The sequence below is a fragment of the Streptomyces sp. AgN23 genome (assembly GCF_001598115.1).
Lineage (GTDB): Bacteria > Actinomycetota > Actinomycetes > Streptomycetales > Streptomycetaceae > Streptomyces > Streptomyces antimycoticus.
Genome location: NZ_CP007153.1, coordinates 7,751,338 through 7,774,039 on the forward strand (window position 1 = coordinate 7,751,338; position 22,702 = coordinate 7,774,039).

Genomic DNA, 22,702 nt, shown 5'->3' on the forward strand with positions numbered 1-22,702 from the left:
GCCATATCGGTTCGTCCTACCGGGTGACCTCCGCGTACGCGTATCCCGCTATGCGGTCCGATGTGATGACAGGGGGGATTGGGGGAGGATGTGCGCAAGATGATGCACCGCCACCTGGGCAAGGTGGTGGCCGGCGCCGCCGTGGCCGCCACCGCCACGGCGGTCATGATCGGGGTGACGCTCCCGGGGAGCGCCTCCGGCAAAGAGGGCTCGGGTGGGGGACCCCAGGGCTCGGCGGCGGAGCAGGGCCAGGCGGCCCGGCAGCTGCCCGGTGTCGTGGAGGACGCGCCCGAGCAGGGCCGCACCGGCACCGGCCGCGATCCACTGACCGACGATGAGATGAAGCGCGCCCAGACCCTCACGGGCGGCGGCGGCTTCCGGCTGAGCAGTGAGGACGTCAAGGGCGCGAAGGGCCCCGAGCGGCTCTCCACCGACCTCGCGGAGCTCGGCCCCGACGAGGTGGGGGCCGCCGACGCGCCGCGCCGCGCCGAGGTGACGTACTACGACTACAAGGACGACACCTACGTCACCAAGACGGTCGACCTCGGCAGCGGCAAGGTGACCGGCACCGACACCCAGCACGGGGTCCAGCCGCCGCCCAACCGCGACGAGGTGATGGAGGCCGCGCGGCTGCTGATGGACGACAAGCTGGGCGAGGGGCTGAAGAAGGACTTCAAGGACGCCACCGGCAAGGCGCTGACCCGCCCGGACCAGCTGACCGTCACCGGCTTCGTCTACCGCGCGGGCGAGGGCAACCCCGGTCCGGCCTCGGTCGGGGACTGCGGCGCGCACCGCTGCGTACGGCTGTTCACCCGGGTGGTGAACGGCCCGTGGATCGACACCCGGCAGCTGGTGATCGACCTGAGCGCCCGCAAAGTCGCCAAGCTGACCTGAGCCGGGTGCCAGGCACCGGCGCAGCGCACACCCCTACGCCTCACCTTCATCACAGGAGTCTCTCCATGCCTGAAAGCAGGCTCCGCCGCGCCCGTGCCCGGGTCGCGGCGGCCATCGGCGCCTCGGCGCTGCTCGGCACCGTGGCGGTCGCCGCCGGGCCGGTCGGCACCGCCCAGGCGGCCCCGCAGAGCCCGGCCGCGGCGGATTGCAGCACCCCGTACAGAATCGAGCAGAAGCTGGACGGCGGCACCACCTGGCGGATGTGCTGGCATTACGAGAGCAACGCCGGGCTGGTGCTCGACAAGGTCTCGTACCAGCCCAAGGGCGAAAGTGCCCCGATCAAGGTGCTGACCTCGGCCAAGCTGGGCCAGATCCATGTGCCGTACGACGACGGCAGCAATGAGTACGACGACCTCACCGGGCAGGGCTTCGCCCAGGGGCTGCAGCAGCTCGACCCGGCCGAATGCCCCGGCGGCACCATCAAGACCGTGCGGGTGCCCGACGCCTGGGACCCCGAGCATCCGAATGTGAAGGGCCTGTGCGCCACCACCCGGGCCCGCGGCCACGCCTACCGCATGGGCACGGGGGGCTTCGGAGCCGGCGAGGACAGCAAGGTCTACCAGCTTCAGGGCAAGGACCTGCTGGTCTACACCGTCAACCAGGTCGGCTGGTACGAGTACATCACCGAGTGGCGGTTCGCCGGTGACGGCACCATGACCATGCAGGTCGGCGCCACCGGCACGCTCTCCCCGATGGACTACGACGCGGGCGACGGCCGCGGCTGGCCCATCGGCAAGGGCGCCAAGGACTACGCCACCAGCCACGCCCACAACGTCTTCTGGCGGCTGAACTTCGGGCTCGACGGCTCGCCCAAGAGCAAGGTCGAGCAGTACGACTCCAAGACCACCGCGACCTCGGGGCGGATCCCGAAGACCAAGACCACCCGCACCAAGGTCACCAAGGAGCTGGCGGGCGACGCGGCGCCGGCGCGGTGGTGGCGCGTGGTCAGCTCGGCGGGCAAGAACAAGGACGGTCATCCGCGCAGCTACGAGATCGTCCCCGGCCACACCACCAAGTACCAGGGCCGTAGTTTCACCAAACACGACGTCTACTTCACCGAGTACAACAAGTGTGAGCAGTTCGCCAGCAACAATCTGCGCAACTGCGGTGCCGGGGCGGGCAAGAGCGTCGACAAGTGGGTCAATGGCCAGACCCTCAAACACCCGATCGTATGGGTCAATATCGGGTTCCATCACATCGCCCGGGATGAGGACCAGGAGCCCATGCCGCTGCACTGGCAGGGCTTCCAGCTCTCCCCGCGCGACGTCACCGCTATGAATCCCCTCACGCCTCCTGCACTGTCCGGACACAACGGCCATACAGAAGAGGAACGTTGACCCGATAGGCAGGACCTGAGTGTCGCACCGCCCCCGCCAGCGCAGTAGTCTGCGGTGATCGTTGGTCGGGGGCGGAAGGCGGTGCACAGGTGAGCTCGGGCGGGCTGGAGCTGCCCCCCGGTGACGGAGGTCCCGGGGGTGACGGCTCCACCGACGCACCTCCCGGCGCAGTGTCCCTGGTGCGGCCGATGGAGATCGGAGCGGAACTGGACTGGGGCGCCGACGCCTGGAGTGAGGTGCGCACACGCGCACGCCGGGCCGGGCGGGCCTATATCTGGCTCAACCTCGTGGAACAGCGGCTGCGCGCGGTCGTCAACGCCGTACTGCGGCCCATCTACGCACCGGTCCACGGCGAGGACTGGGTCATCGCCGCCGCCGGCCCTGCCGGGCAGGAGTGGGTGCAGCGGGCGGTCGCGGTCCGTGAGGTGAGCCGGCGCAAGGGCTATCTGCTCGACCCCGCCGACGACAATGTCGTCAGCTTCCTGACCCTCCCGCAGCTGCGGGAGCTCCTCGTCCAGCACTGGCCGTGCTTCGAGCCGTACCTCGACGACCGCCGCGAGGTGGAGCTGGCCCTGGACGAGCTGGAGGTCGCCCGCAATGTGGTCTCCCGCAACCGCGCCCTGTCCGTGACGGTCCTCGCCCAGGCCGAGCGCGCCTCCGCGAGGCTGCTGGAGATCCTCGGCAGCGGCACCGGCTCCCCCTCCGCCGACCGGCTGCCCATCGACGCCGTCGAGGATCTCGTCGGCGACCGCTACGCCGATGTCGTGGGCGTCCATCCCGACCGGGTGCGGCTGCAGCGCCAGCTCCCCGCCGAGGACCTCTTCGGCAACGCCCGCCGGCTCGACGCCGTCGGCATCGGGCTCAACCTCCTGGTCCAGAACTACTCGGGCCGCCGGCTGGTGCGGCTGGCCGAATCCGGCTGCCGGGCCCGGCTGCTCTTCCTCAACCCGGCGAGCAGCGCGGTGCGGCGGCGGGAGCGCGAACTGGGCCTGAAGAAGGGCGAGATGAGCCGCTCGGTGGAGATGAACATCCTCCATATGCGGCGGGTGCGCGCCCGGCTGCGGGACCCGGACGCGTTCGAGATCCATGTCTTCGACGAGACCCCCCGCTTCACCGCCTACCTGGTCAACGGCGACGGCGTGGACGGCCTCGCGGTCGTCCAGCCGTATCTGCGCAAGGCCCGGGGCATGGAGGCCCCGGTCCTGGTGCTGCGCGGCGGCGGGCGGGGCAGCGATGTCGTCCGCGAGGGCGGGGCCCAAGAGGGCGAGGGCGGGCTCTTCGGCACCTACCGCGAGGAGTTCGAAAGCGTCTGGGCGGACTCCCGGCCGGTGTCCTGACGGGGCGGGCCGGTGTCCTGACCGGACGGGCCGTTGCTCTGACCCTACGGCCCGGTGTCCTGACCGGACGGGCCGTTGCTCTGACCCTACGGCCCGTTGTTACCGAACCGGCCGCTCGGTGCTCTGGTACGGCGGCCGTAGCGCCCGGGCGGCCCAGCGGCCGTCGGTGCGGCTGATGTGCACCGGGTGGTCGAAGCACTTGCTGATGGCGTCGGTGGTCAGGACCGCGTCGACCTCCCCCGCGCTCAGGCACTCGCCCTCCCGCAGCAGCATCGCGTGGGTGGTGCTGGCGGGCAGCTCCTCCAGGTGGTGGGTCACCAGGACGGTGGCAAGCTCGGGGTGTTCCCGGCGCAGGGTGTCCAGGCTCTCCAGCAGCTGCTCACGGGCGGCCAGGTCCAGCCCGGTGGCCGGTTCGTCGAGCAGCAGCAGTCGGGGGAGGGGCATCAGCGCCCGCGCGATCAGCACCCGGCCGCGCTGGCCCTGCGACAGGGTCGGCCAGCGCGCGTCCAGCTTCCCGCCCATGCCGAGCGTGGTCAGCAGCCGGTCGGCCCGCTCCCGCTGCTCGGGGGTGGAGTGGCGGCGGGGGACCGGCTCCACGGTGTTGGTCAGCCCGGTGAGCACCACATCCCGCACCCGCAGCGGGGAGCGCAGCGGATGCCGGGGATCGACATGGCCCACGAACGACCGCAGCTCCCGCAGATCCACCCGCCCCAGCGTGCGGCCGAGGACCTCCACCGTGCCGTGCGTCGGGTGCACCAGCGCGCCCGCGAGGCTGAGCAGAGTGGACTTGCCGGCGCCGTTGGAGCCGAGCAGCGCCCAGTGCTCCCCCTGGTGGACGGTGAGCGAGATCGAGCGCAGCAGCGGGGCGCCGTCGCGCACCACATCCACATCGCGCAGCCTGAGTACGGGGACGGCCGGGGCGGTCACGGGGCCGCCACCTCCTTTTCGCTGTCGAAGAGTTCCATGACGGCCTCGAGGTGGGAGACCGTGGCCGTGATCGCGGCGTCGGCGTCCCCGCGCGCCAGCCCGTCCAGCAGCTCGGCGTGGGCGCACGACACATCGGGCAGTGCCGTCTCGTAGCTGACCATCTCCACCAGCGCGGCGCGCAGCACCGGCAGGACGGAGGTGAACAGGCCGAGCAGCACGGCGTTCCCGGACAGCTCCACCACGGCCCGGTGGAACGCCAGATCGGTGTCCACGAAGGCGGCCGGATCGCCTCCGGTCCGCTCCTCGCGCAGCGCGAGATGGTCCCGCAGCCGCCCGATGTCCGCCGGCCGCAGGCGCCCGGCGGCCAGCCGGGCGGCCTCTACTTCGAGGGCGCGGCGCACCTCGTACACCTCCCGCAGCCGGGCCCGGCGCAGCAGCCGCCGCATATCGCCCTCCCCGGCGGGGGCCGGGGGCTCGGCGGCGTAGGTGCCCGAGCCATGGCGCACCTCCACCAGCCCGTCATGGGCCAGCAGCCGCACGGCCTCCCGCACCGAGGAGCGGCCCACGCCCAGTTCGGCGGCGAGCGCCACCTCATTGGGCAGCCGCTCGCCGGGCCGCCACCGGCCCTCCGCGAGCATCGCGCGCAGGGCGCTCTCGACCCGCGGCACCACGGGCCCGTGCCGCAACCGTGCCGTCTCCGCCACCGCGCCGCGCCTTCCTGAACGATCTTCAGAGGACGGCGGGACTCTAACACGGAGTCCTCAGACGTCTGAGGACTTTCCGTGGTCACCGGGTTGTGGCCGGCCGGGCCGGAAGCCCTGGAGGTCCTTCACCGGTCGTTGTCAGTGGTGCGTGGGAAGGTGGTGCACACCTGGGGGAAGTACGACAAAGGGAGGGGCGGTCATGGGCTGGCATCGGGGGCTGCTGATCGGATTCGATCTGGAGACGACGGGCACCGATCCGCGGACGTCACGGATCGTGACGGCGGCCGTGGTCGAGGTGAGGGACGGGGAGCCGATAGGGCGGCGCGAGTGGCTGGCCGATCCTCAAGTGCCCATCCCCGACGGCGCCGTGGCGGTGCACGGGATCACCAATGAGCGGGCGGCGGCGGAGGGCCGGTCCGCGCGTGAGGTGGTCGAGGAGGTCGCCGAGGTGCTGGTGGCCCACTGGCGCGCCGGCGCCCCGGTGGTGGCGTACAACGCCGCGTTCGATCTCAGCCTGCTCGCCGCCGAGTTGGGGCGGCACGGGCTGCGCCCGCTGAGCGAGCGGCTGGAAGGCGCGGAGACCGGGCCCGTGGTGGATCCGTACACGATAGACCGCGCCGTCGACCGCTATCGCAAGGGCAAGCGCACGCTGGAGGCCGTCTGCGGGGAGTACGGAGTGGTGCACGACCGGGCCCATGACGCCGGTGCGGACGCGCTGGCGGCGGTGCGGGTCGCCTGCGCGCTCGCCGAGCGCCACCGTGAGGTCGCCGGGCTCGAGCTGTGGGACCTCCACCGCAAGCAGGTGGCGTGGTATGCGGGCTGGGCGGCCGACTTCCAGTCGTGGCTGCGCCGCAAGGGCACCCCGGACGCGGTCGTGGACGCCGGCTGGCCCCTGCGGGAGGCCGGCGCGGTGATGGGGTAGTGGCCCGCCCGGCGGAGAGCGGAGGCCGTCGCACCGATGAGTTTCCGGCCTCCGGCCGGTCCGTATGGGTGAGGGGCTCTGAGGGGCACCACGGATTCGATGAGGAGAGACCGACCGTGACCGACGACCAGACCACCGTGATCGACTTCGCACCCACCGTCCACCGGGTGACGGCGCTGCTCAGCGGCGTCTCGGACGAGCAGCTCAGCGCGCCCACACCGTGTGGCACCTACTCCGTGGGAGATCTGCTCGACCACTTCATGGGGCTCGCCATCGGCATGCGCCACGCCGCCGAGAAGACCACGGCCACGGCGGGCCCGGACGGCCCCGCCCCCGGGGAGGGGGCGGCGGACCGGCTTGACCCCGAGTGGCGGCAGGAGCTGCCGCGCCGGCTCGACGCGCTGGCCGCGGCCTGGCGCGAGCCGTCCGCCTGGCAGGGCACCACGGTGGCCGGGGGCGTCACCATGCCCGCCCAGATGATGGGCGTCGTGGCGCTGGACGAGCTGCTGATCCACGGCTGGGACCTCGCCCGCGCCACCGGCCAGCCCTACGACTGCGATGCCCGCAGCGCCGAGGCCATCATCGGATGGCTGTCGGCGTTCCCGGACGAGCAGCGCCCGGACGGCGCGTTCGGCCCCATGGTCTCGGTTCCGGACGACGCCCCGCCGCTGGACCGCGCGGTCGCCCTCAGCGGCCGCGACCCGAAGTGGCAGGCCTGACAGGGGAGAGCGACACGGCGAGCGGACGGGCCGCGGCCCGGTTGGCGGCCCCGGGCCCAACCCGTTCGTCCCGGGCCTGGGGGCCGGTGGGTCGTGCCGCCTGCGGCGGGCTGCTCCCCTCTCCACCCCTTCCCGGAACTGGGGCTGCGCCCCAGACCCCGCACCGGGCTCTGCCCCGCACCCTGGGCTGGTGCTGCGCCCCAGACCCCGAAACCGGGGCTCTGCCCCAGATCCGGGGTCCAGGGGCGGAGCCCCTGGTAACGGGAAGGGGCGGGGAGGGGGAAGCATCGATATGCGGCTCCGCCGCGTGGTCCGCCGGACACCCGCGGGCGCGGGCCGCGCGGCGGGGCAGTCGGCGTGGTGCGTGGTGCGTGGTGCGGCGCAGGGTGGCCCCTGAACCGGAGCCGTTCGTTCAGAACGTGTGCCAGCGCACCGTCGGGTCGTCCTCCCGCAGAGAGGCGATGCGGCGGGTGAACTCGGCGTGCGCCGCGGGGTTGCCGGGGGCGTGCTGGGCGACCCAGGCGCAGCTCGCCGTCTCCCGAGCGCCGCGCAGCACCGCGCAGCCGGGCCACTCCCGGACGTCCCAGCCGTACTCCGCCACGAACGCGTCGTACGCCTTTGCGCCGAGCCCGTAGCGGTCCCGGGACAGTGCCATCACCACAAGATCGTGCTCGCGCAGATCGTGCGAGAAGGTTTCCAGGTCCACCAGCACCGGGCCGTCCGGGCCGATGTGCACATTGCGCGGCAGCGCGTCGCCGTGGATCGGGCCGGGGGTGAGCCGCGGGGCCAGCTCCTCGGCGGCGGCCGCGAACTCGTCCCGGCGGGCGCGCAGATATGCCGCGTCCGCCGGGACGATCGCGTTCCCGGCCAGCCGCAGCCAGCGCTCGATCCCGCCCAGCAGATCGCGGCGCGGCAGCGGGAGCGGTGCCGGATCGGCGGGCGGGTCGGGCAGCGCGTGCACCATCCGCAGCAGCTCCGCGAGGTCGCGCGGCCCGGCGGGGCGTACCGGATCGGGAAGCCGCTGCCAGTACGTGACGAGGTGATTGGCGAACACAAGCGGCTGCTCGGAGCCGAAGCGCCGGTCGGGACGTACCGCGGGCAGCCCCTCCCGGGCGAGCCAGTCGGCGATCCGCAGCTCCCGGGCGGCCCGGTCCCACACCTCCAGATCGCGGCTGATCCGGACCACCAGGGAGAGGCTGTCGACGGCGAAGACGGCGTTCTCCCCGAGGGCCAGCAGCCGGGCCTCCGCCGTACCCGCCCGGTAGGGCGGCAGCGCGGCCGAGAGCACCGCCCGGGCCCGCTCCTCCGTCAAGGCGACATCCGCCACCGCCACACCTCTCACTCTTCGTCGTCCCGCCCGCCCACGTCGCGGTCTCCCCACCCGACGCCCACGTCTCGGTCGTCCCTCCCCCCAAGTCTCGCATCGGCTACCACAGGTGAACCGCTTGACTGCACCGCCCGCCCTCCGCACCATGACGTGGGCTCTCCCACCGGGCCGCCCTCCCACCGCGTCCGAAGGAGGCCCTGCCGTGATACCCGTGACCGCCGCCTCGGCGCGCTCGGACCAGGGCTCCGCCCCACCCCCCTCCACCGCCACCGGCAAGGGCCCGGGCCGCGCGGCGAACGGCCACCGGGCGTGGTTCCTGGTGCTGCCCGCGCTGATCCCGATCCTCCTGCTCAGCATCGGCCCGCTGCTCTACGGCATCGTGCTGGCCTTCACCGACTCGCAGGCGGGCCGCACCGATCCCACCCAGTGGATCGGACTGCTCAACTTCCAGGACCTGCTGCGCGACACCCTCTTCTGGGAGTCCTTCCGGATCGGCCTGGTGTGGGCGGTCGCCGTCTCCGTGCCGCAGTTCCTGCTCGCGCTCGGGCTCGCGCTGCTGCTCCATCAGAACCTGCGGTTCCGCTGGCTGTCGCGGGCGCTCGCGATCGTTCCCTGGGCGATGCCGGAGGTCGTGGTCGGCATCATGTGGCGGCTGGTCTACCACCCCGACGCGGGGCTGCTCAACGAGACGCTCGGCACCCACCGCGACTGGCTCGGCAGCCTGACCACCGCACTGCCCGCCGTCGTCGTGGTCGGCATCTGGGCACGCCTTCCGCAGGTCACGGTCACCCTGCTGGCCGGACTCTCCCATGTGCCGCGGGAACTGCACGAGGCCGCGGCCATGGACGGCGCCGGCGCCTGGCGCCGCTTCCGCACCGTCACCTGGCCCGCCATCAGGCCCATCGCCCTCGCCATCAGCGCGCTCAGCTTCATCTGGAACGTCAACTCCTTCGCGCTGGTCTATGTCCTGACGGGCGGCGGGCCCGGTGGCCGCACCCGGCTGCCGATGCTCTTCGCCTATGAAGAGGCGTTCCGCTACGGCCAGTTCGGCTACGCGGCGGCGATGGGCTGTGTGCTGGTGGCGGTGGTCTCCATCCTGCTGGCCGTCCATCTCGTCGCGCGGCTGAAGGGAGACGACGACGCATGAGTACCCGCCTCACCGCCCGGCGCCGCGCGGCCCGCACCGGCCAGTACCTCGCCCTCCTCGGCTATCTGGTCTTCCTCGCCTTCCCGCTGCTGTGGCTGGTCTCCACCGCGTTCAAACCGCCGCGTGAGCTGGCGAGCCTCCACCCCGGCTGGATCCCCGACCATCCCACCCTCGACAACTTCCGCCAGGCGTTCGACGAGCAGCCGCTGCTGCGGTCCGCCGGAAACAGCCTGATCGCTTCCCTCGCCGCCGCGGCCATCACCGTCGTCATCGCCACCCCGATGGCCTATGTGATGGCCCGGCACCACCGCTCCCCGCTGTCCCGGGCGGCCACCGGCTGGATCGTGGTCAGCCAGGCGTTCCCCTTCGTCCTGGTGATCATCCCGCTGTTCCTGGTGCTCAAGGAGGTCCGCCTGATCGACTCCCTCTCCGGGCTGATCATGGTGTACGTGGTGTGGTCCCTGCCGTTCGCCCTGTGGATGCTGGCCGGGTACGCCCGGGCCGTACCGCGCGAGCTGGAGGAGGCCGCGGCCGTGGACGGCGCGAGCAGACTGCGGACGCTGATCTCGGTGACCATGCCGCTGCTCGCCCCCGGCATCGTGGCCACCGCCCTCTTCGCCTTCATCACCGCCTGGAACGAGTTCTTCTTCGCGCTCGTCCTGCTCAAGTCCCCGCGGAAACAGACGATGCCGGTCATCCTCACGCACTTCATCGGCACCGAGGGCGTCGCCGACCTCGGCCCGCTCGCCGCCGCCTCCCTGCTGGCGACGCTGCCCTCGCTCGTGCTGTTCGCGGTCATCCAGCGCCGGATCACCAGCGGCACCCTGGCCGGGGCGGTGAAGCACTGATGCGCCGCCGCACGCTGCTGGCCGCGTCCGCCGCCGGGATGCTGTCCGCCGCCGGGACCCTGCTCTCCGCCTGCGCGCCCGGCCGTCGGCGGGCGTCCGACGGCCGGATCACCCTCCGCTTCCAGTCCCTGGCCTGGCAGCAGGAATCCATCGAGGCCAACAAGCAACTGGTGGCGGAATGGAACGCGGCCCATCCCGACATCCGGGTCGACTACGTCCAGGGCAGCTGGGACAGCGTCCACGACCAGCTGCTCACCTCCTTCGAGGGCGGCGAGGCGCCCGACATCATCCATGACGCCACCGACGACCTGGCCGACTTCGCCTACGGCGGCTATCTCGCCGATCTCACCGGCCTGCTGCCCCAGCGGCTCAAGGACGAGATCCCGCCCCAGACCTGGCAGACCGCCACCTTCGCCGGTGCCGTCCACGGTGTGCCGTTCCTCCAGGAGCCGCGCGTGCTCATCGCCAACCGCGCCCTGCTGGAGCGGTCCCGGGTGCGGATTCCCACCCCCGAACGGCCCTGGAGCTGGGAGGAGTTCGAGGACGCCGCAAAGGAGCTGACCCGCGAGGGGACGCACGGTGTGGCCTGGCCGCTCAAGGAGCCCGTCTCCGCGACCCTCAACCTCTCCCTGTCCACCGGCGGCAAGGTCTTCCATCGGGGCACGGACGGCAAGGTCACCGTCCGGTTCGACGCCGCCGACCAGCGGGTGCCCCGCGTCATCCACGACCAGCTCGGCGGCGACCGCAGCGCCGCGCGGACCACCCTCGGCATGGGCGGCTCGGACACCCTCCCCGGCTTCTTCGGCGGGAAGTACGCGATGGTGCCCCTCGGCTTCTCCTACCGCCAGCAGATCGTGCAGCAGGCACCCAAAGGCTTCGCCTGGACCGTACTGCCGTCCCCGGCCGGACCCGGCGGCGACCAGCGCCAGGGGGTCAGCCCCCAGACGCTGTCCATCGCCGCCGACAGCCCCTACCAGAAGGAGGCGGCCCGCTTCATCGACTTCTTCCTGCGCCCACCGCATATGGTGCGGCTCGCCCGGGGCGACTGGATGCTCCCCACGGGCCGGACCGCGCTGCGGGACCCCGCCCTGCACACCCGTCGGCACGGCTGGGCCACCGGCGCCGCCCTGGCCGGACGGCTGCGCCCGGCGCCCGCCCAGTCCGTGCGTGGCTATCCGGAGTGGAAGGACAAGGTGGCCACCCCGGCGCTGCAGGAGTACTACAGCGGGGCGATCGGGATGGGGGAGCTGCGGGAGCGGCTGGTCGAGGACGGCAATCTGGTGCTCGCCCGCTACCAGCGATAGGGCGCGCCATCGGCGGCAGGAGCCGCCGCCGGGGTGGGTCCTGGTCTCGGTGGTGGGAGCCGCCGCCGGGGTGGGTCCTGGTCTCGGTGGTGGGAGCCGCCGCCGGGGTGGGTCCTGGTCTCGGTGGTGGGAATCGCCACCGGGGTGGCTCCTGCTCTCGGCGGTGGGAATCGCCACCGGGGTGGGAGCCGCCACTGGCGGTGTGACCTGGTCTCGGCGGTGGGAGCCGCCATCGGCGGCAGGAGCCGCCACCCGTCGGTCGGTCGCCGTGACGGCCTCGCCGTCCGGCGCACCTGGCCGTGCCATGGACCCGGTCTCCCCAGCAGACCGTTACCCCTCGGCAAAGGTTGTCCTTGCCTCATCTTGTCTCTTCTCTTAACTACTTCTTAGCTTCAGGTGAACTCCTTTCGAACGCCAGGAAGATTTCCCATGCCCCGAGACATACCGCCGCTCGCCGAGGTCCGCCGGATCACCGAGAAGAAGCGAGACGCGTGGTGGACCGTCATGCTCGTGGACCCGGTGGCCACACCGCTGGTCCGCTGGACCGCCAGGCACACCCGGGCCACCCCCAACCAGCTCACCTGGGGTGCCTTCCTGGTGGGCCTCGGTTCCGCCGCGTGCTTCGCTCAGGGCGACTGGAGATGGCTGCTGCTCGGGGCCGCGCTCTACCACGTGAGCTTCATCTTCGACTGCATGGACGGCAAGCTGGCCCGGCTGACCGGCACCGGCTCGGTCTTCGGGGCCTGGCTGGACTTCGTCTTCGACCGGATCCGGGTGCTGGTCTGCTCGGTCGCCCTGATGGGCGGCCAGTACGCGCGCACCGACGACGTCCTGTATCTGTGGCTGGCGCTGGCCGTCGCGTCCCTGGACTCGTTGCGCTACATCGACTCGCTGGAGATCTTCAAGATCCGGCATGGGATGCGCAAGCAGATCAAGGCCCGGATGCGGGCGGCCCGCAAGGCCGAGAACCAGGCCGAGCTGGCCTTCATGGAGGACCTGCTGCGGGAGAATCCCGAGGCGGATCTGGAGACGGACCGCGACACGGTGGCACCGTTGGAGCCGGTGGCGCCCCTGGAGACCACGGCGGCTGACACCGCGCCCCTGGAGGCCACGGCGGCCCAGCGCAGCCGCCCCGCCGTCGTCGATCTGCACCAGGAGTTCCGGCGCCGCTTCCCGTGGTGGGTCCGGTGCCGGAACTTCCTGCTGCGCCACCGCATCCGCGCTCATCTCATCAGTGGCATCGAGTTCCAGATGGGCGTGTTCATCATCGGCCCGGCCGTCGACGCGGTGGTGGCGACGACCGTCGTATCGGGTGCGCTGCTGCTCGTCTTCGAGCTGGCCATCATCTACAAATTGCTGCTGTCCACCCGGGACTTCACCCGCACCATCAACTCCTTCGAGACGGCGGAACCCCTTCGAGCCACCACCTCGGTCAGCTCCTGAGCCAGGACCAGCCACTGCTCCGGCGTCGCATAAGCCACCACCACCTCCCGCCCCAGCCCGGCCGCCCGGAACGCCCGGTCGAGTGCGCGGGCGGGGCAGATCCGGCGCAGTGACGCGTGGAGCGAGCCGCCGAGCCCGGTGAAGCCCAGCTCGACCAGGTCCGCGTAGGCGGACCGGGCCGCCGGGTCGGTGAGCAGCGGGCGCGGCCGCCGGGTCAGCCGCAGGATCCCGCCGTCGACCGTGGGCACCGGCCGGAACGCGGCACGCGCCACCCGCCCGCACAGCCGCCACTCGACCTCCGGCCAGGAGCGTACGGTCAGCAGGGACCAGCGGCCGTAGTCCCCGGTGCGCTTACGGGCGTACTCCGCCTGCGTGAGCAGCGTGGCGGAGGTCAGCTGGGGGGCCGCCCGCAGCGCCCAGGCCACGATCTCGGCGGTACGGGCGTAGGGCACATTGCCGACCAGGGCGAACGGCTCGCTCGGCGGCGCCGCGGTCAGGAAGTCCTGAGGCACCACCCGGACCCGCGGATACCGGGCGAGCCGCTCCCGCAGCCCCGGGATCAGATGCCGGTCGATCTCATAGCTGATCAGCTCACGGCAGCGCGGAGCCAGCGCCTCGGTGAGCACCCCCTTGCCCGCGCCGACCTCCACCAGGAGATCGCCGGGCCCGGGGCGGGCGGCGCGTACGACGCGGGCGACGGCGCCCGGGTCGATGAGGAAGTTCTGCCCGTACGCGCGCCTCGCGCGGTCGCGTTCGGTGCGGCGTGGGGTAGGGGGTTGGTGTCGATTGCGGTCCACGGCCACGGTCCTTTCGGAGCCGGGCGGGCGGCAGCAGCGCGGAACGGGCCCTGCCGCCCGTCCCGGAACGAGTGATTCCTGGACTGGCGGGGGCCCTGGCCGAGGGCGCGTGGGGGTAAGGGATCAGCTCACAGCGAGGAATCGGCTCATCGCGGGAGACGATCGGACACCGGGCGAGTCAGCGGCTCGGGCCGCTCACAGACTCATGGAGACACCGGGCGCGTCCGGGCCGGCCAGGGCACCGGGGCCGCGCCGCGGGCGGCGGGTAAGCGAAGGTGAGAAGCGCGCACACGCCACCCGGGCACAGCCACAGGTGATGACACGGGTGAACACGCCGATGCCGGGACTTCCGCCCATCGGTGTGCTCCTTCCGTGCGCGCGTACGCGAAACGTCGCGTATGCGGATCTCCGCCGTATCCCCGCACCGTAGGGACCGGGCATGACTCCCCGCAACGCCTTTTTCCACCCTCGACTCCCCAAGACGCCGAACCGGCCACACGGTCCGAAGACCATGTGACCGGTTGGCGATTGCGGTCGCTCGGCCGCCTGGAGCGGTCAGACCCTGGCGTGCCGGGGCCGGTCGTCCGCGTCCGGCCTCGCGGGGGCACCCGCCAGGGCGGTGGGCCGCTCGGCCGGGGTGGGCTCGTCGTGGGCGAGGTCCGGGAGCCACCGCAGCCACTTCGGCAGGTACCAGTTGCGCTCGCCGAGCAGCAGCATCACGGCCGGGAGGAGCACTCCCCGGATGACGGTGGCGTCGATGAGGACCGCGGCCGCGAGGCCCACGCCCATCTGCTTCATGGACTGCATCGACAGCGTTCCGAAGATGGAGAAGACCGCGACCATGATGACGGCGGCGCTGGTGACCACGCCCGCCGTGGTCACCACACCGTGCACCACCGCGTCCTTGGTGTTGCGCCCGGCCAGGCGCGCCTCGCGGATCCGGGAGACCACGAAGACGTGGTAGTCCATGCTCAGCCCGAACAGGATCACGAAGAGGAACAGCGGCAGCCACGAGACGATCGCGCCCACGCCCTCCGCACCGACCAGCCCCGCGCCCCAGCCGTGCTGGAAGACCGCGGTGAGGATGCCGTACGCGGCGCCCACCGACAGCAGGTTGAGCACGATGGAGGTCACGGCGATGGTGAGCGACCGGAAGGACATCAGCATCAGCAGGAAGGCGAAGACCACCACGAAGGCGAAGACCGGGGGGACGGCCGAGCCGAGCTTGTCGTTGAAGTCCTTGGAGGAGGCGGTCGATCCGCCGATGGGGGCGTCCACCCCGTCCACCGTGCCGAGCGTCGCCGGGCGCACCTCGTCCCGCAGCACGTTCAGGCTCCGTTCGGCCTTGCCCTCGTCCGAGCCGCCGATCAGCGGGACCTCCACCACGGCCACGTTCTGCTTCCGGTGGACGGTCACCTCGACCGGGCCCTTGGAGGCGCCCTTCGCCACGGCCTCGGTACGGAACCGGGCGAGGGCGTCGCGCACCGGCGCCGCGTCGATGTCGTCCGCCTTCACCACCACCTTGGCCGGGTCGGACCCGCCCGGGAACGCCTCGTCGATGTGGTTGTACGCGGTCACGACCGGCAGCCGGTCGCCGAACTCCTGGTCCATGGTGAGGTTCGCGGTGTTCATCCCCAGGGCGGGGACGGCCAGCGCGATCAGCGCGCCACTGGCGAGCGCCAGCGACAGCTTGGGGCGGCGCAGCACCGGGCCGAGGACGGTGCGCCAGACCCGGCTCTCGCCGCCGCCGCGCCGCTTGGCGCGGGCCAGGAACGGCAACTGGCCCTTCTCCACCCGCTCACCGAGCAGCGAGAGCAGCGCGGGCAGCACCGTCACCGAGCCGACCATCGCCACCGCCACCACCATCAAGGTGGCGAGCCCCATCGCCTTGAACTCCGCGATCCCGGTGAAGAGCATGCCCGCCATCGCCACGATCACCGTGACACCCGAGACCAGGACGGCGCGGCCGGAGGTGGCCGCCGCGATCCGCAGCGCGGTCTGCGCATCCCGCCCGGCGGCGCGCTCCTCACGCTCCCGGCGCAGGTAGAACAGGCAGTAGTCGACGCCGACGGCCAGCCCCACCAGCAGCATCACGGAGTTGGCGGTGTCGCTCATATGCACCCAGTGGCTGACCACCGCCACCAGACCGGTGGTGGCCAGGAACGCCGTCATCGCGAGCACGACCGGCAGCAGCGCGGCGACCAGCGCACCGAAGACGATCAGCAGAATGCCCAGGGCCACCGGCAGCGCGGAGAACTCGGCCTGGGTGAAGTCGTCGCCGAACGCGTCGTCGAACGCCTTCTGGCCGCTGGCGTCGCCGAACTCCTCGATCCGCAGGTCCTGGTGGCGGTCCTGGGCCTTGCCCACCGCGTCCAGGACCGGCTGGATGTGCTCGGACGCCTTCTCCGGGTCGCCGCGCATCTCGAACTGCACCAGTGCGGAGCGCCGGTCGGCGGAGATGGTCTTGGTCTCGTACGGGGACCGGAGGGCGGTCACCTGGCCGGTGTCGCGTACGCCGGCGATCACCGCGTCGACCGCCTTGTGGAAGGCCGGGTCGTTCGCGGTGAGCCCGGCGCTTTTCGCCTGGATCAGGACGGTTTCCCCGGCTGCGGCGTCAATGCCCGCCTCGTCGAGGATCGTCGAGACGCGCCCGGACTCGCCGGGAACCTGCTCGCTGTCCGACACATCCACCCGGCCGGTCATCGAGCCGACGGCCAGGGCGAGGATGACCAGCAGCACCCAGCCCCCGACCGCCGCCCATCGGTGACGGGCGCTCCAACTGCCCGCGCGAGCGGCTATCCCGCGCGGCCTCTCCAAGTGGCCTGTGTCCGCCACGACATCCCCTTTTGCCCTGGTGGCGGAACGTCCCCGCCACTCATGGATGACGCTAGGCCGCGGCGGCGGGCCGACCCATCCTGCTGACCGGTGAACCCCCCGGTGGTTCCCTCCAACCCCAGAAGGGGGGACAGCCCTACCATCCCCGATCGAGGCCCCCTACAAGCAAAGGGCTTTGACCTTGGTCTCCGCGCGAAGAACGTTGCCTATGTCACACATCTGTGGGGATCTTGAATTGACCCGTACTCATCAGTCAGGGTTTTGTCAGAACCGGAGTGGCCCCAACACACTCCGGATCTTTCGCACTTGAGGGATCGGACGTGATCCCGGTGCGGATTACCCCCCACAACCGCACGAGGAGGAACCCTCGTCATGGCAGTTCACAAGCAGCGCAACGCGCGTCGACTCGGCCTCGCCGTAGCCGCCGCCACCGCCGTCACCGCAGGTGTCTTCGTGGCCGTTCCGGCCGGGGCCACCACCGCGAAGCCCGCCGAGGGCACCGTCTACGGCACCCAGTCGAAGAGCGCCGTGGACGGCAGCTACATCGTCATGCTCAAGGGCGGCAAGAGCGTCAAGGCCGCCTCGGAGGGCAAGGACCTCGCCGAGCAGTACGGCGGGAAGCTGCGCCGTACCTACGACTCCGCCATCAACGGCTTCTCGGCCAGCGGGCTGACCGACACCGAGGCCAAGCGGCTCGCCGCCGACCCGTCGGTCGCCAAGGTGGTCCAGAACCACCGCTACACCATCAAGGGCACCCAGGAGAACCCGCCGTCGTGGGGCCTGGACCGGATCGACCAGGAGGACACCGAGGGCGACAAGGCGTACAACTACCCGGACAGCGCGGGTGAGGGCGTCACCGCCTACGTCATCGACACCGGTGTCCGCACCAGCCACAAGGACTTCGACGGCCGCGCCACGTCCGGCTTCGACGCGGTCGACAACGACGACAGCGCCGACGACGGCAATGGCCACGGCACCCACGTGGCCGGCACCATCGCCGGGGCGGAGCACGGCGTCGCCAAGAAGGCCAAGGTCGTCGCGGTGCGCGTGCTGGACGACCAGGGCTCGGGCACCACCGAGCAGGTCGTCGCGGGCATCGACTGGGTCACCGAGAACCACGAGGGCCCGTCCGTCGCCAACATGAGCCTGGGCGGCACCCCCGACGAGGCCCTCGACGCCGCCGTGCAGAAGGCCATCGACTCCGGTGTCACCTTCGCCGTCGCGGCGGGCAACGAGTCCTCCGACGCCAGCGGCAGCTCTCCCGCCCGGGTGAAGGACGCGATCACGGTCGCCTCCAGCACCGACCAGGACGAGCAGTCCGACTTCTCCAACTACGGCGACGTGGTGGACATCTACGCCCCCGGCTCGGACATCACCTCCGACTGGAACACCGGCGACGACGCGACCAACACCATCTCCGGTACGTCGATGGCCACCCCGCACGTCGTGGGCGCCGCCGCCGTCTACCTCAGCGGCCACCAGGACGCCAAGCCGGCCGACGTGGCGAAGGCGCTGACGGACGGCGCGACCGCCGACAAGATCTCCAACCCGGGCGACGGCACGCCGAACAAGCTGCTGAAGGTCGTCGAGTAAGCCCAAGCAAGGCTCAGCTGAGCCCAAGCAAGGCTCGGCAAGGCTCATACAGGTGAAGTGATCAGCCCCAGGGGCGCAGCCGGTCAGCCGGTTGTGCCCTTGGGTGTGCTGGACGCGGTTCGTGTGCTATCGAGGTGGCAGAGGTGCCAGGACCTGGCGTCAGCCTTCCAACTCGCGGCGCACTGCGTCGAGATCCAGGTCGACGGTGAATTCTCCGGCGACGTCGACGGAAGCCTTGCCCGTGATGGTGGCAGCCTCGCGGTAGGTGTCCCCCTCCAGTTCGTGCACCACCACGCACAGATCTGGCTTCATCTCGACCCGCCAATAGGCGGGCACCTTCGCATGGGCGTAGAGAGCGGGCTTGAGGATGCGGTCGGCCGCTCGGTTGAACGGCGAGACGATTTCCCCCAGAAGCACGGCGGCGTCGAGAGGGGCGGCCAGCGTGCCGCGTGGGACGGCGGCGCGGTCGACGACCGCGATGTCGGGGATGAACAGTCTGGATTCCCCCGTGACGTTCACCGCCTCGCCAGAGCGGAACGGCGCACCGGACCGGGCCAGGGCGACCTTGATCTGGCTGTGCAATGCGGAAGACACGGTCTGGTGGTCCCAGTCGGGAGCAGGGGACATCATGAGGACACCGTCGACGAGTTCGAAGCGGGCTCGTGCCGGATGCTCCGGGAGTGCAAGAACGTCCTCGACCGTCCAGGGGCCTTCGTGATCGTCGACTCGCGTCTCAGCGACGCTCATGATCGCCACCACCGCCTCCTCGTGTGTTCCTTGACTCCAGCATGGCACGCAGCTCTGACGACCGCCGACACTTCCAGCCCGAGCCGTGGCACTCGGGCCGAAAGGTGTGAATATCACCCACAGGAGTGAGCTGAACACTCAGCGGTGACGGTAGGGTTCCCGCCACGGCAGTACCTGCACCGTGTCGCCCACCGCGCGTTCGCCCCTCGCGTCGGAGGTGACGTTGGCGAGACGGCCGTTCACGGCCATGGCGGTGGAGCCGCCGCCGTCCAGGTTGAGGGCCTGGACGGCGCCCGGGGAGCGCATGAAGCGGGCGGCCTCCTCCAGGGTGAAGCCCTCGCTCACACCGGGCTGCCGACCGTCCACCGTGGCCAGGATCAGCCGCCCCTTGGCGTCGAGCCCGGCCATCGTGCGGGGCTGCCGCACATTCGACCAGGCGTAGCCGAAGGAGAGGTTCTCCGGGTCGAGGGTGCCCTCGGCGGCGGCGTCGACGGCGATGCGGCCGTCCTTCACCAGGGTCGGGGCGGCGCTGGCGATGCTGTCGTCGGAGCCGAGCCGGACCCGGCGGCCGGCGGTGTCCCGGACGACCTCCTCCAGCGCGATCCGCTCGCCCCGCCGGGCGTGCGCCGGCATGGCCCCCATCCGGGTGCCCAGGTCCCGGCGGACGGTGCTCTCTTCGTTGCGCAGACCGGCAGTCCAGCGCCGCCCGGGGGCCGGGACGGCACACATGGAGGGCGGCATGCGGAACGTACGGTGAACGGGCGGGGGAAGGGCCGAGGGCCGCACCGCCCTCGTGCCTACCGCCCGAGCTGGTCGAGAGTCCCGGCCTTGACGCCACGTATGAAGGTTCCGAGCCCGGCGGGAGTGATGGTGATGACGTCAGTGGGGGCATCGCTTGACACCGCCTTGGACGGTGGCGATCACGGCCGCGGCCGTGCGCTCGGCGTCGAGTGATGGGTTGGCCTCGCCGGCCGCTTGGGTGGCCTCCATACCGGCTCGGACGCATTCCTGCCATCGCCGCACCAGTTGCGCCGACACGGCCTGCGCGGCAGGCTCAACGACCCCGAGGAGCGGGCTTGTCGGATGACCAGGCGTCCAGGAAATCGTTGATCAGAGAGTTGGCCTCGGCCGAGCGGGTTGCCAGGACGACGCGAACCGGGTCGATGCCCTCGATGGGCACGGTGGTCAGGCCGGGGCGCAGTTGGGGCCGCCGGTCGCCGGCGGCCAGAATCAATACCGTCCGCTCCTCGGCCACAAGGTCGAGCTTGTCCTCGAACGATGCGTAGTCGATCGGTGCGCTGCGAGCAGGAACGCCATCCGGGCGCGGCTCCAGACGGGCGAAATCGCTCCATTGCGGGACCGCGCTCGGGCATTGCGGCAGAACTTCTTCGCTGAGGTCGTCGACGGTCACCGATTCCTTTCCGGCCAGCCGGTGGTCTGTGGAGACGACCAGAACCCGCGGCTCGGTCCACAGCTCGGTGAGGCGCAAGCGGCCGGCGGGGAAGGGCAGCGGGGCGCGGGCGACCAGAGCGTCCACGCGGCGGTCGGTCAGGGCGTGGGCGTCGTTCCACTCCAGGTGGCGGGTGCGGATGCGGGCCGTGGGGTGTCGATGCCGCAGCCGGCGTACGGCATCGGTGATGACCAGGTCCTCGACGTATCCGATGGTGAACTCGCGCGGGGTGGCGCCGTCGCGAGCGGTGAGCTCGGCCTGATGGGCCGCTTCGAGCAGCGTCTGAGCCTGCGGCAGAAAGGCGCGACCGGCTTCCGTGAGCCGGCTGCCCTGTGGGGTGCGGTCGAAGAGGCGTACGCCCAGATGTTCCTCGAGGCGCTGGATCTGGCGGCTCAGGGACGGCTGCGCGACGTGCAGCACCGCGGCGGCGCGGCTGAAGTTGGCGTGCTCTGCGACGACCGTGAAGTAGCCGACAAGCCGCAGGTCGAGGTCCGATCCGGGAACGCGCACGCTTCGAGCGTACCAATATGCAATGCGCGTATGACGGGTTGCGGATCAGGTCTTGGACGCCGTCGCCGGTCCGGGATTTGAATCGAGGCATGGAAAAGTACAACGGAAAGCGCGCTCTTATCACCGGTGGCAGTAGCGGAATCGGCCTGTCGATCGCACGTCTGCTGGCGGCCGAGGGTGCTCAGGTGATGGTCACGGGGCGCAAGGAAGCCGCGCTCGAAGCGGCGAGTAAAGAGGGGCTGGTCGCGGTCCGCAGCGACGTCGGCTCAAAAGCCGACATCGATGCCCTGGCGGGAAAGGTCGAGAAGGCGTTCGGTCAGCTGGACGCGGTGTTCCTGAACGCGGGCATCACCGACTCGGTGGCGTTCGAGGCGACGACCGAGCAGATGTACGACGCCATCTTCGCGGCCAACACCAAGGGGCCCTACTTCACCTTGCAGCGGCTGCTTCCGCTGCTGGCCGAGGGCAGCGGCGTGGTGCTGACCACCTCGGTCTCGAACGTGCTGGGGCAGCTGGACCATGGTGTCTACGCGGCGAGCAAGGCGGCCCTCCGGTCGATGGCGCGAACCTGGGCTCGGGAATTGCTGCCGCGCGGCATACGTGTCAACGCGGTGAGCCCGGGGCCTATCGACACAGGCATTCTGCACAAGCACCTGCCCGCCGAGGTGGCGGATGAAATGGTGGCGGGCTTCGCCGCCCAGATCCCGATGCTGCGTATAGGGAAGCCGGAGGAGGTCGCGCGTGCTGCCCTTTTCCTGGCCTTCGACGCGACCTACACCACCGGCGCCGAACTCGCGGTGGACGGTGGCGGCACCCAATTGTGACGCGGCGTTCCGTGCCGGTCGACGATCAGTTCCGCAGCCGGCGCCAAGCCGTCACCCCGGAGCAGGCCACGCTCCGTGCGGGGACATCACGCCGCGCCGCCCCCGCATCTCATTCCGGGGCGATCGGTCAGGCCGTCAGCAGGGCCGGGGGCGCCATGCACGCCTCGTCGTAGCGGCGCAGCAGCAGGCGGGCCAGTTCCGGGGCGGGCCCCAGGACGGGGGCCAGGAGGTCGGCGCCCGCTGCCTCGGCGCCGTGGGCGATGCGGTCGGGGAGGCGGCCGGGGGCGATGACGTAGGGCGCCACGGCCACCCGGGCGACGCCGTCCGCGCGCAGGGCGCGGACGGCGTCCTCGGTGCGGGGAAGGGAGGCGGAGGCGAACGCGGGTCGCACGGCGCACCATCCGGTGTGCCGCCACTCCCGCGCGATTTCAGCGATCACCGCGATCGCCTCCGGGTCGGTGGAGCCCGCCGAGGCCAGGACGACCCCGGTCGAGGGGCGGTCGGCGGGGCGCAGCCCCGCCTCGTGCAGCCGGCGTTCCAGGGCGTCCATGAGCAGCGGGGACGGGCCCAGGACCTCGGCCTGGCGGACGGACAGGCGGGGGTGGCGGGCCGTGGCCTCGCGCAGCACCGCCGGGATGTCGGTCTTCGCGTGGAAGGCGCGGGTCAGCAGCAGCGGAAGGGCGATCACCTCGGTGGCGTCCTCCGCGGCGAGGCGGGCCAGCACCTGCGGTACGCGCGGCGCGTTGAACTCCAGGAACGCCGCCTCCACCCGCAGCCCCGGCCGCTGCGACCGCACCCGCGCGCGCAGCGCGGCGACGGTCGCCGCATGGCGGGGGTCGCGGCTGCCGTGGGCGATGATCAGCAGGGTCGGGGCAGACATGGTGGCTTTCCGTTCCGTGGCTTTCCGTGCGGGCGGTTTTCCGTTCGGTGGTTTTCCGTGCGGGTGGATTTCCGTTCGGTGGTTGTCCGGTCAGTGC

20 protein-coding genes are annotated in these 22,702 nt (G+C 71.5%); 11 read left to right on the top strand and 9 right to left on the bottom strand.

The window, feature by feature from the left end; translation table 11 throughout:
* Nucleotides 1-99 precede the first annotated feature (99 nt).
* The 3 genes from AS97_RS33660 to AS97_RS33670 all read left to right on the top strand — a co-directional run bounded on the left by AS97_RS33660 (nt 100) and on the right by AS97_RS33670 (nt 3,628).
* The gene (locus AS97_RS33660) at nt 100-894 is read left to right on the top strand and encodes a Tat pathway signal sequence domain protein (protein ID WP_174887446.1); all 795 of its coding nucleotides are present in this window, start codon (nt 100-102) and stop codon (nt 892-894) included.
* Between the two features lie 65 nt (nt 895-959).
* Nucleotides 960-2,291, top strand: coding sequence for a copper amine oxidase (locus tag AS97_RS33665; protein ID WP_125759774.1), 1,332 nt, complete (start codon nt 960-962; stop codon nt 2,289-2,291).
* Between the two features lie 89 nt (nt 2,292-2,380).
* The gene (locus AS97_RS33670; protein ID WP_059141750.1) at nt 2,381-3,628 is read left to right on the top strand and encodes an SAV2148 family HEPN domain-containing protein; all 1,248 of its coding nucleotides are present in this window, start codon (nt 2,381-2,383) and stop codon (nt 3,626-3,628) included.
* Between the two features lie 99 nt (nt 3,629-3,727).
* On the opposite strand, the gene AS97_RS33675 is transcribed toward AS97_RS33670, so the two are convergent.
* Both AS97_RS33675 and AS97_RS33680 read right to left on the bottom strand, forming a co-directional pair.
* Nucleotides 3,728-4,555, bottom strand: coding sequence for an ATP-binding cassette domain-containing protein (locus tag AS97_RS33675; protein WP_210566179.1), 828 nt, complete (start codon nt 4,553-4,555; stop codon nt 3,728-3,730).
* Nucleotides 4,552-5,259 (bottom strand): FCD domain-containing protein, encoded by a 708-nt coding sequence (locus tag AS97_RS33680; protein WP_059141752.1) that lies wholly within the window; start codon nt 5,257-5,259, stop codon nt 4,552-4,554. Before AS97_RS33680 ends, AS97_RS33675 begins: the two co-directional genes overlap by 4 nt.
* Nucleotides 5,260-5,458: 199 nt before the next feature.
* Between AS97_RS33680 and AS97_RS33685 the strand changes: the two genes are divergently transcribed.
* Both AS97_RS33685 and AS97_RS33690 read left to right on the top strand, forming a co-directional pair.
* Nucleotides 5,459-6,181, top strand: coding sequence for a 3'-5' exonuclease (locus AS97_RS33685; RefSeq protein ID WP_059141753.1), 723 nt, complete (start codon nt 5,459-5,461; stop codon nt 6,179-6,181).
* 116 nt (nt 6,182-6,297) lie between these two features.
* Entirely contained in the window at nt 6,298-6,900 is a 603-nt protein-coding gene (locus AS97_RS33690) for a TIGR03086 family metal-binding protein (RefSeq protein WP_059141754.1), read from the top strand.
* 412 nt (nt 6,901-7,312) lie between these two features.
* On the opposite strand, the gene AS97_RS33695 is transcribed toward AS97_RS33690, so the two are convergent.
* Complete coding sequence (locus AS97_RS33695; protein ID WP_210567330.1) at nt 7,313-8,212, bottom strand: aminoglycoside phosphotransferase family protein; 900 nt, start codon at nt 8,210-8,212, stop codon at nt 7,313-7,315.
* A gap of 217 nt (nt 8,213-8,429) precedes the next feature.
* On the opposite strand from AS97_RS33695, the gene AS97_RS33700 reads away from it, so the two are divergent.
* The 4 genes from AS97_RS33700 to AS97_RS33715 all read left to right on the top strand — a co-directional run bounded on the left by AS97_RS33700 (nt 8,430) and on the right by AS97_RS33715 (nt 12,969).
* Nucleotides 8,430-9,374 (top strand): sugar ABC transporter permease, encoded by a 945-nt coding sequence (locus AS97_RS33700; RefSeq protein ID WP_210566180.1) that lies wholly within the window; start codon nt 8,430-8,432, stop codon nt 9,372-9,374.
* Nucleotides 9,371-10,222 carry a carbohydrate ABC transporter permease gene (locus AS97_RS33705; protein ID WP_059141756.1) on the top strand — a complete coding sequence of 284 codons (852 nt, stop codon included), beginning with the start codon at nt 9,371-9,373 and terminating at the stop codon, nt 10,220-10,222. Before AS97_RS33700 ends, AS97_RS33705 begins: the two co-directional genes overlap by 4 nt.
* A gap of 38 nt (nt 10,223-10,260) precedes the next feature.
* Nucleotides 10,261-11,526 carry an extracellular solute-binding protein gene (locus AS97_RS33710; protein ID WP_247204845.1) on the top strand — a complete coding sequence of 422 codons (1,266 nt, stop codon included), beginning with the start codon at nt 10,261-10,263 and terminating at the stop codon, nt 11,524-11,526.
* Between the two features lie 429 nt (nt 11,527-11,955).
* Nucleotides 11,956-12,969 (top strand): CDP-alcohol phosphatidyltransferase family protein, encoded by a 1,014-nt coding sequence (locus AS97_RS33715; protein WP_059141758.1) that lies wholly within the window; start codon nt 11,956-11,958, stop codon nt 12,967-12,969.
* Here AS97_RS33715 and erm read toward each other — a convergent pair.
* Together erm and AS97_RS33725 are read right to left on the bottom strand one after the other, a co-directional pair.
* Nucleotides 12,873-13,766 carry an ErmE/ErmH/ErmO/ErmR family 23S rRNA (adenine(2058)-N(6))-methyltransferase gene (gene erm, locus AS97_RS33720; RefSeq protein ID WP_210566182.1) on the bottom strand — a complete coding sequence of 298 codons (894 nt, stop codon included), beginning with the start codon at nt 13,764-13,766 and terminating at the stop codon, nt 12,873-12,875. The two genes, AS97_RS33715 and erm, sit on opposite strands and share 97 nt — an antisense overlap.
* 555 nt (nt 13,767-14,321) lie before the next feature.
* The gene (locus tag AS97_RS33725) at nt 14,322-16,601 is read right to left on the bottom strand and encodes an MMPL family transporter (RefSeq protein ID WP_210566183.1); all 2,280 of its coding nucleotides are present in this window, start codon (nt 16,599-16,601) and stop codon (nt 14,322-14,324) included.
* Between the two features lie 372 nt (nt 16,602-16,973).
* On the opposite strand from AS97_RS33725, the gene AS97_RS33730 reads away from it, so the two are divergent.
* Complete coding sequence (locus AS97_RS33730) at nt 16,974-18,194, top strand: S8 family peptidase (RefSeq protein ID WP_086711129.1); 1,221 nt, start codon at nt 16,974-16,976, stop codon at nt 18,192-18,194.
* A 159-nt stretch (nt 18,195-18,353) separates the two neighbouring features.
* Here AS97_RS33730 and AS97_RS33735 read toward each other — a convergent pair whose 3' ends face one another.
* From AS97_RS33735 to AS97_RS33745, 3 genes are all read right to left on the bottom strand, one after another.
* A complete protein-coding gene (locus tag AS97_RS33735) occupies nt 18,354-18,941 on the bottom strand; it encodes a Uma2 family endonuclease (RefSeq protein ID WP_063804804.1) in 588 nt (195 codons plus the stop codon).
* A 138-nt stretch (nt 18,942-19,079) separates the two neighbouring features.
* Nucleotides 19,080-19,682, bottom strand: a complete 603-nt coding sequence (locus tag AS97_RS33740) for a phosphodiester glycosidase family protein (protein WP_247204567.1) — start codon at nt 19,680-19,682, stop codon at nt 19,080-19,082.
* A 313-nt stretch (nt 19,683-19,995) separates the two neighbouring features.
* On the bottom strand, nt 19,996-20,901 hold the full coding sequence (locus tag AS97_RS33745) for a LysR family transcriptional regulator (protein ID WP_210566184.1): 906 nt from the start codon (nt 20,899-20,901) through the stop codon (nt 19,996-19,998).
* An 89-nt stretch (nt 20,902-20,990) separates the two neighbouring features.
* On the opposite strand from AS97_RS33745, the gene AS97_RS33750 reads away from it, so the two are divergent.
* On the top strand, nt 20,991-21,725 hold the full coding sequence (locus tag AS97_RS33750) for an SDR family oxidoreductase (protein WP_059141764.1): 735 nt from the start codon (nt 20,991-20,993) through the stop codon (nt 21,723-21,725).
* A 127-nt stretch (nt 21,726-21,852) separates the two neighbouring features.
* On the opposite strand, the gene AS97_RS33755 is transcribed toward AS97_RS33750, so the two are convergent.
* Nucleotides 21,853-22,605 (bottom strand): sirohydrochlorin chelatase, encoded by a 753-nt coding sequence (locus AS97_RS33755; protein WP_086711126.1) that lies wholly within the window; start codon nt 22,603-22,605, stop codon nt 21,853-21,855.
* Nucleotides 22,606-22,702: the final 97 nt, after the last annotated feature.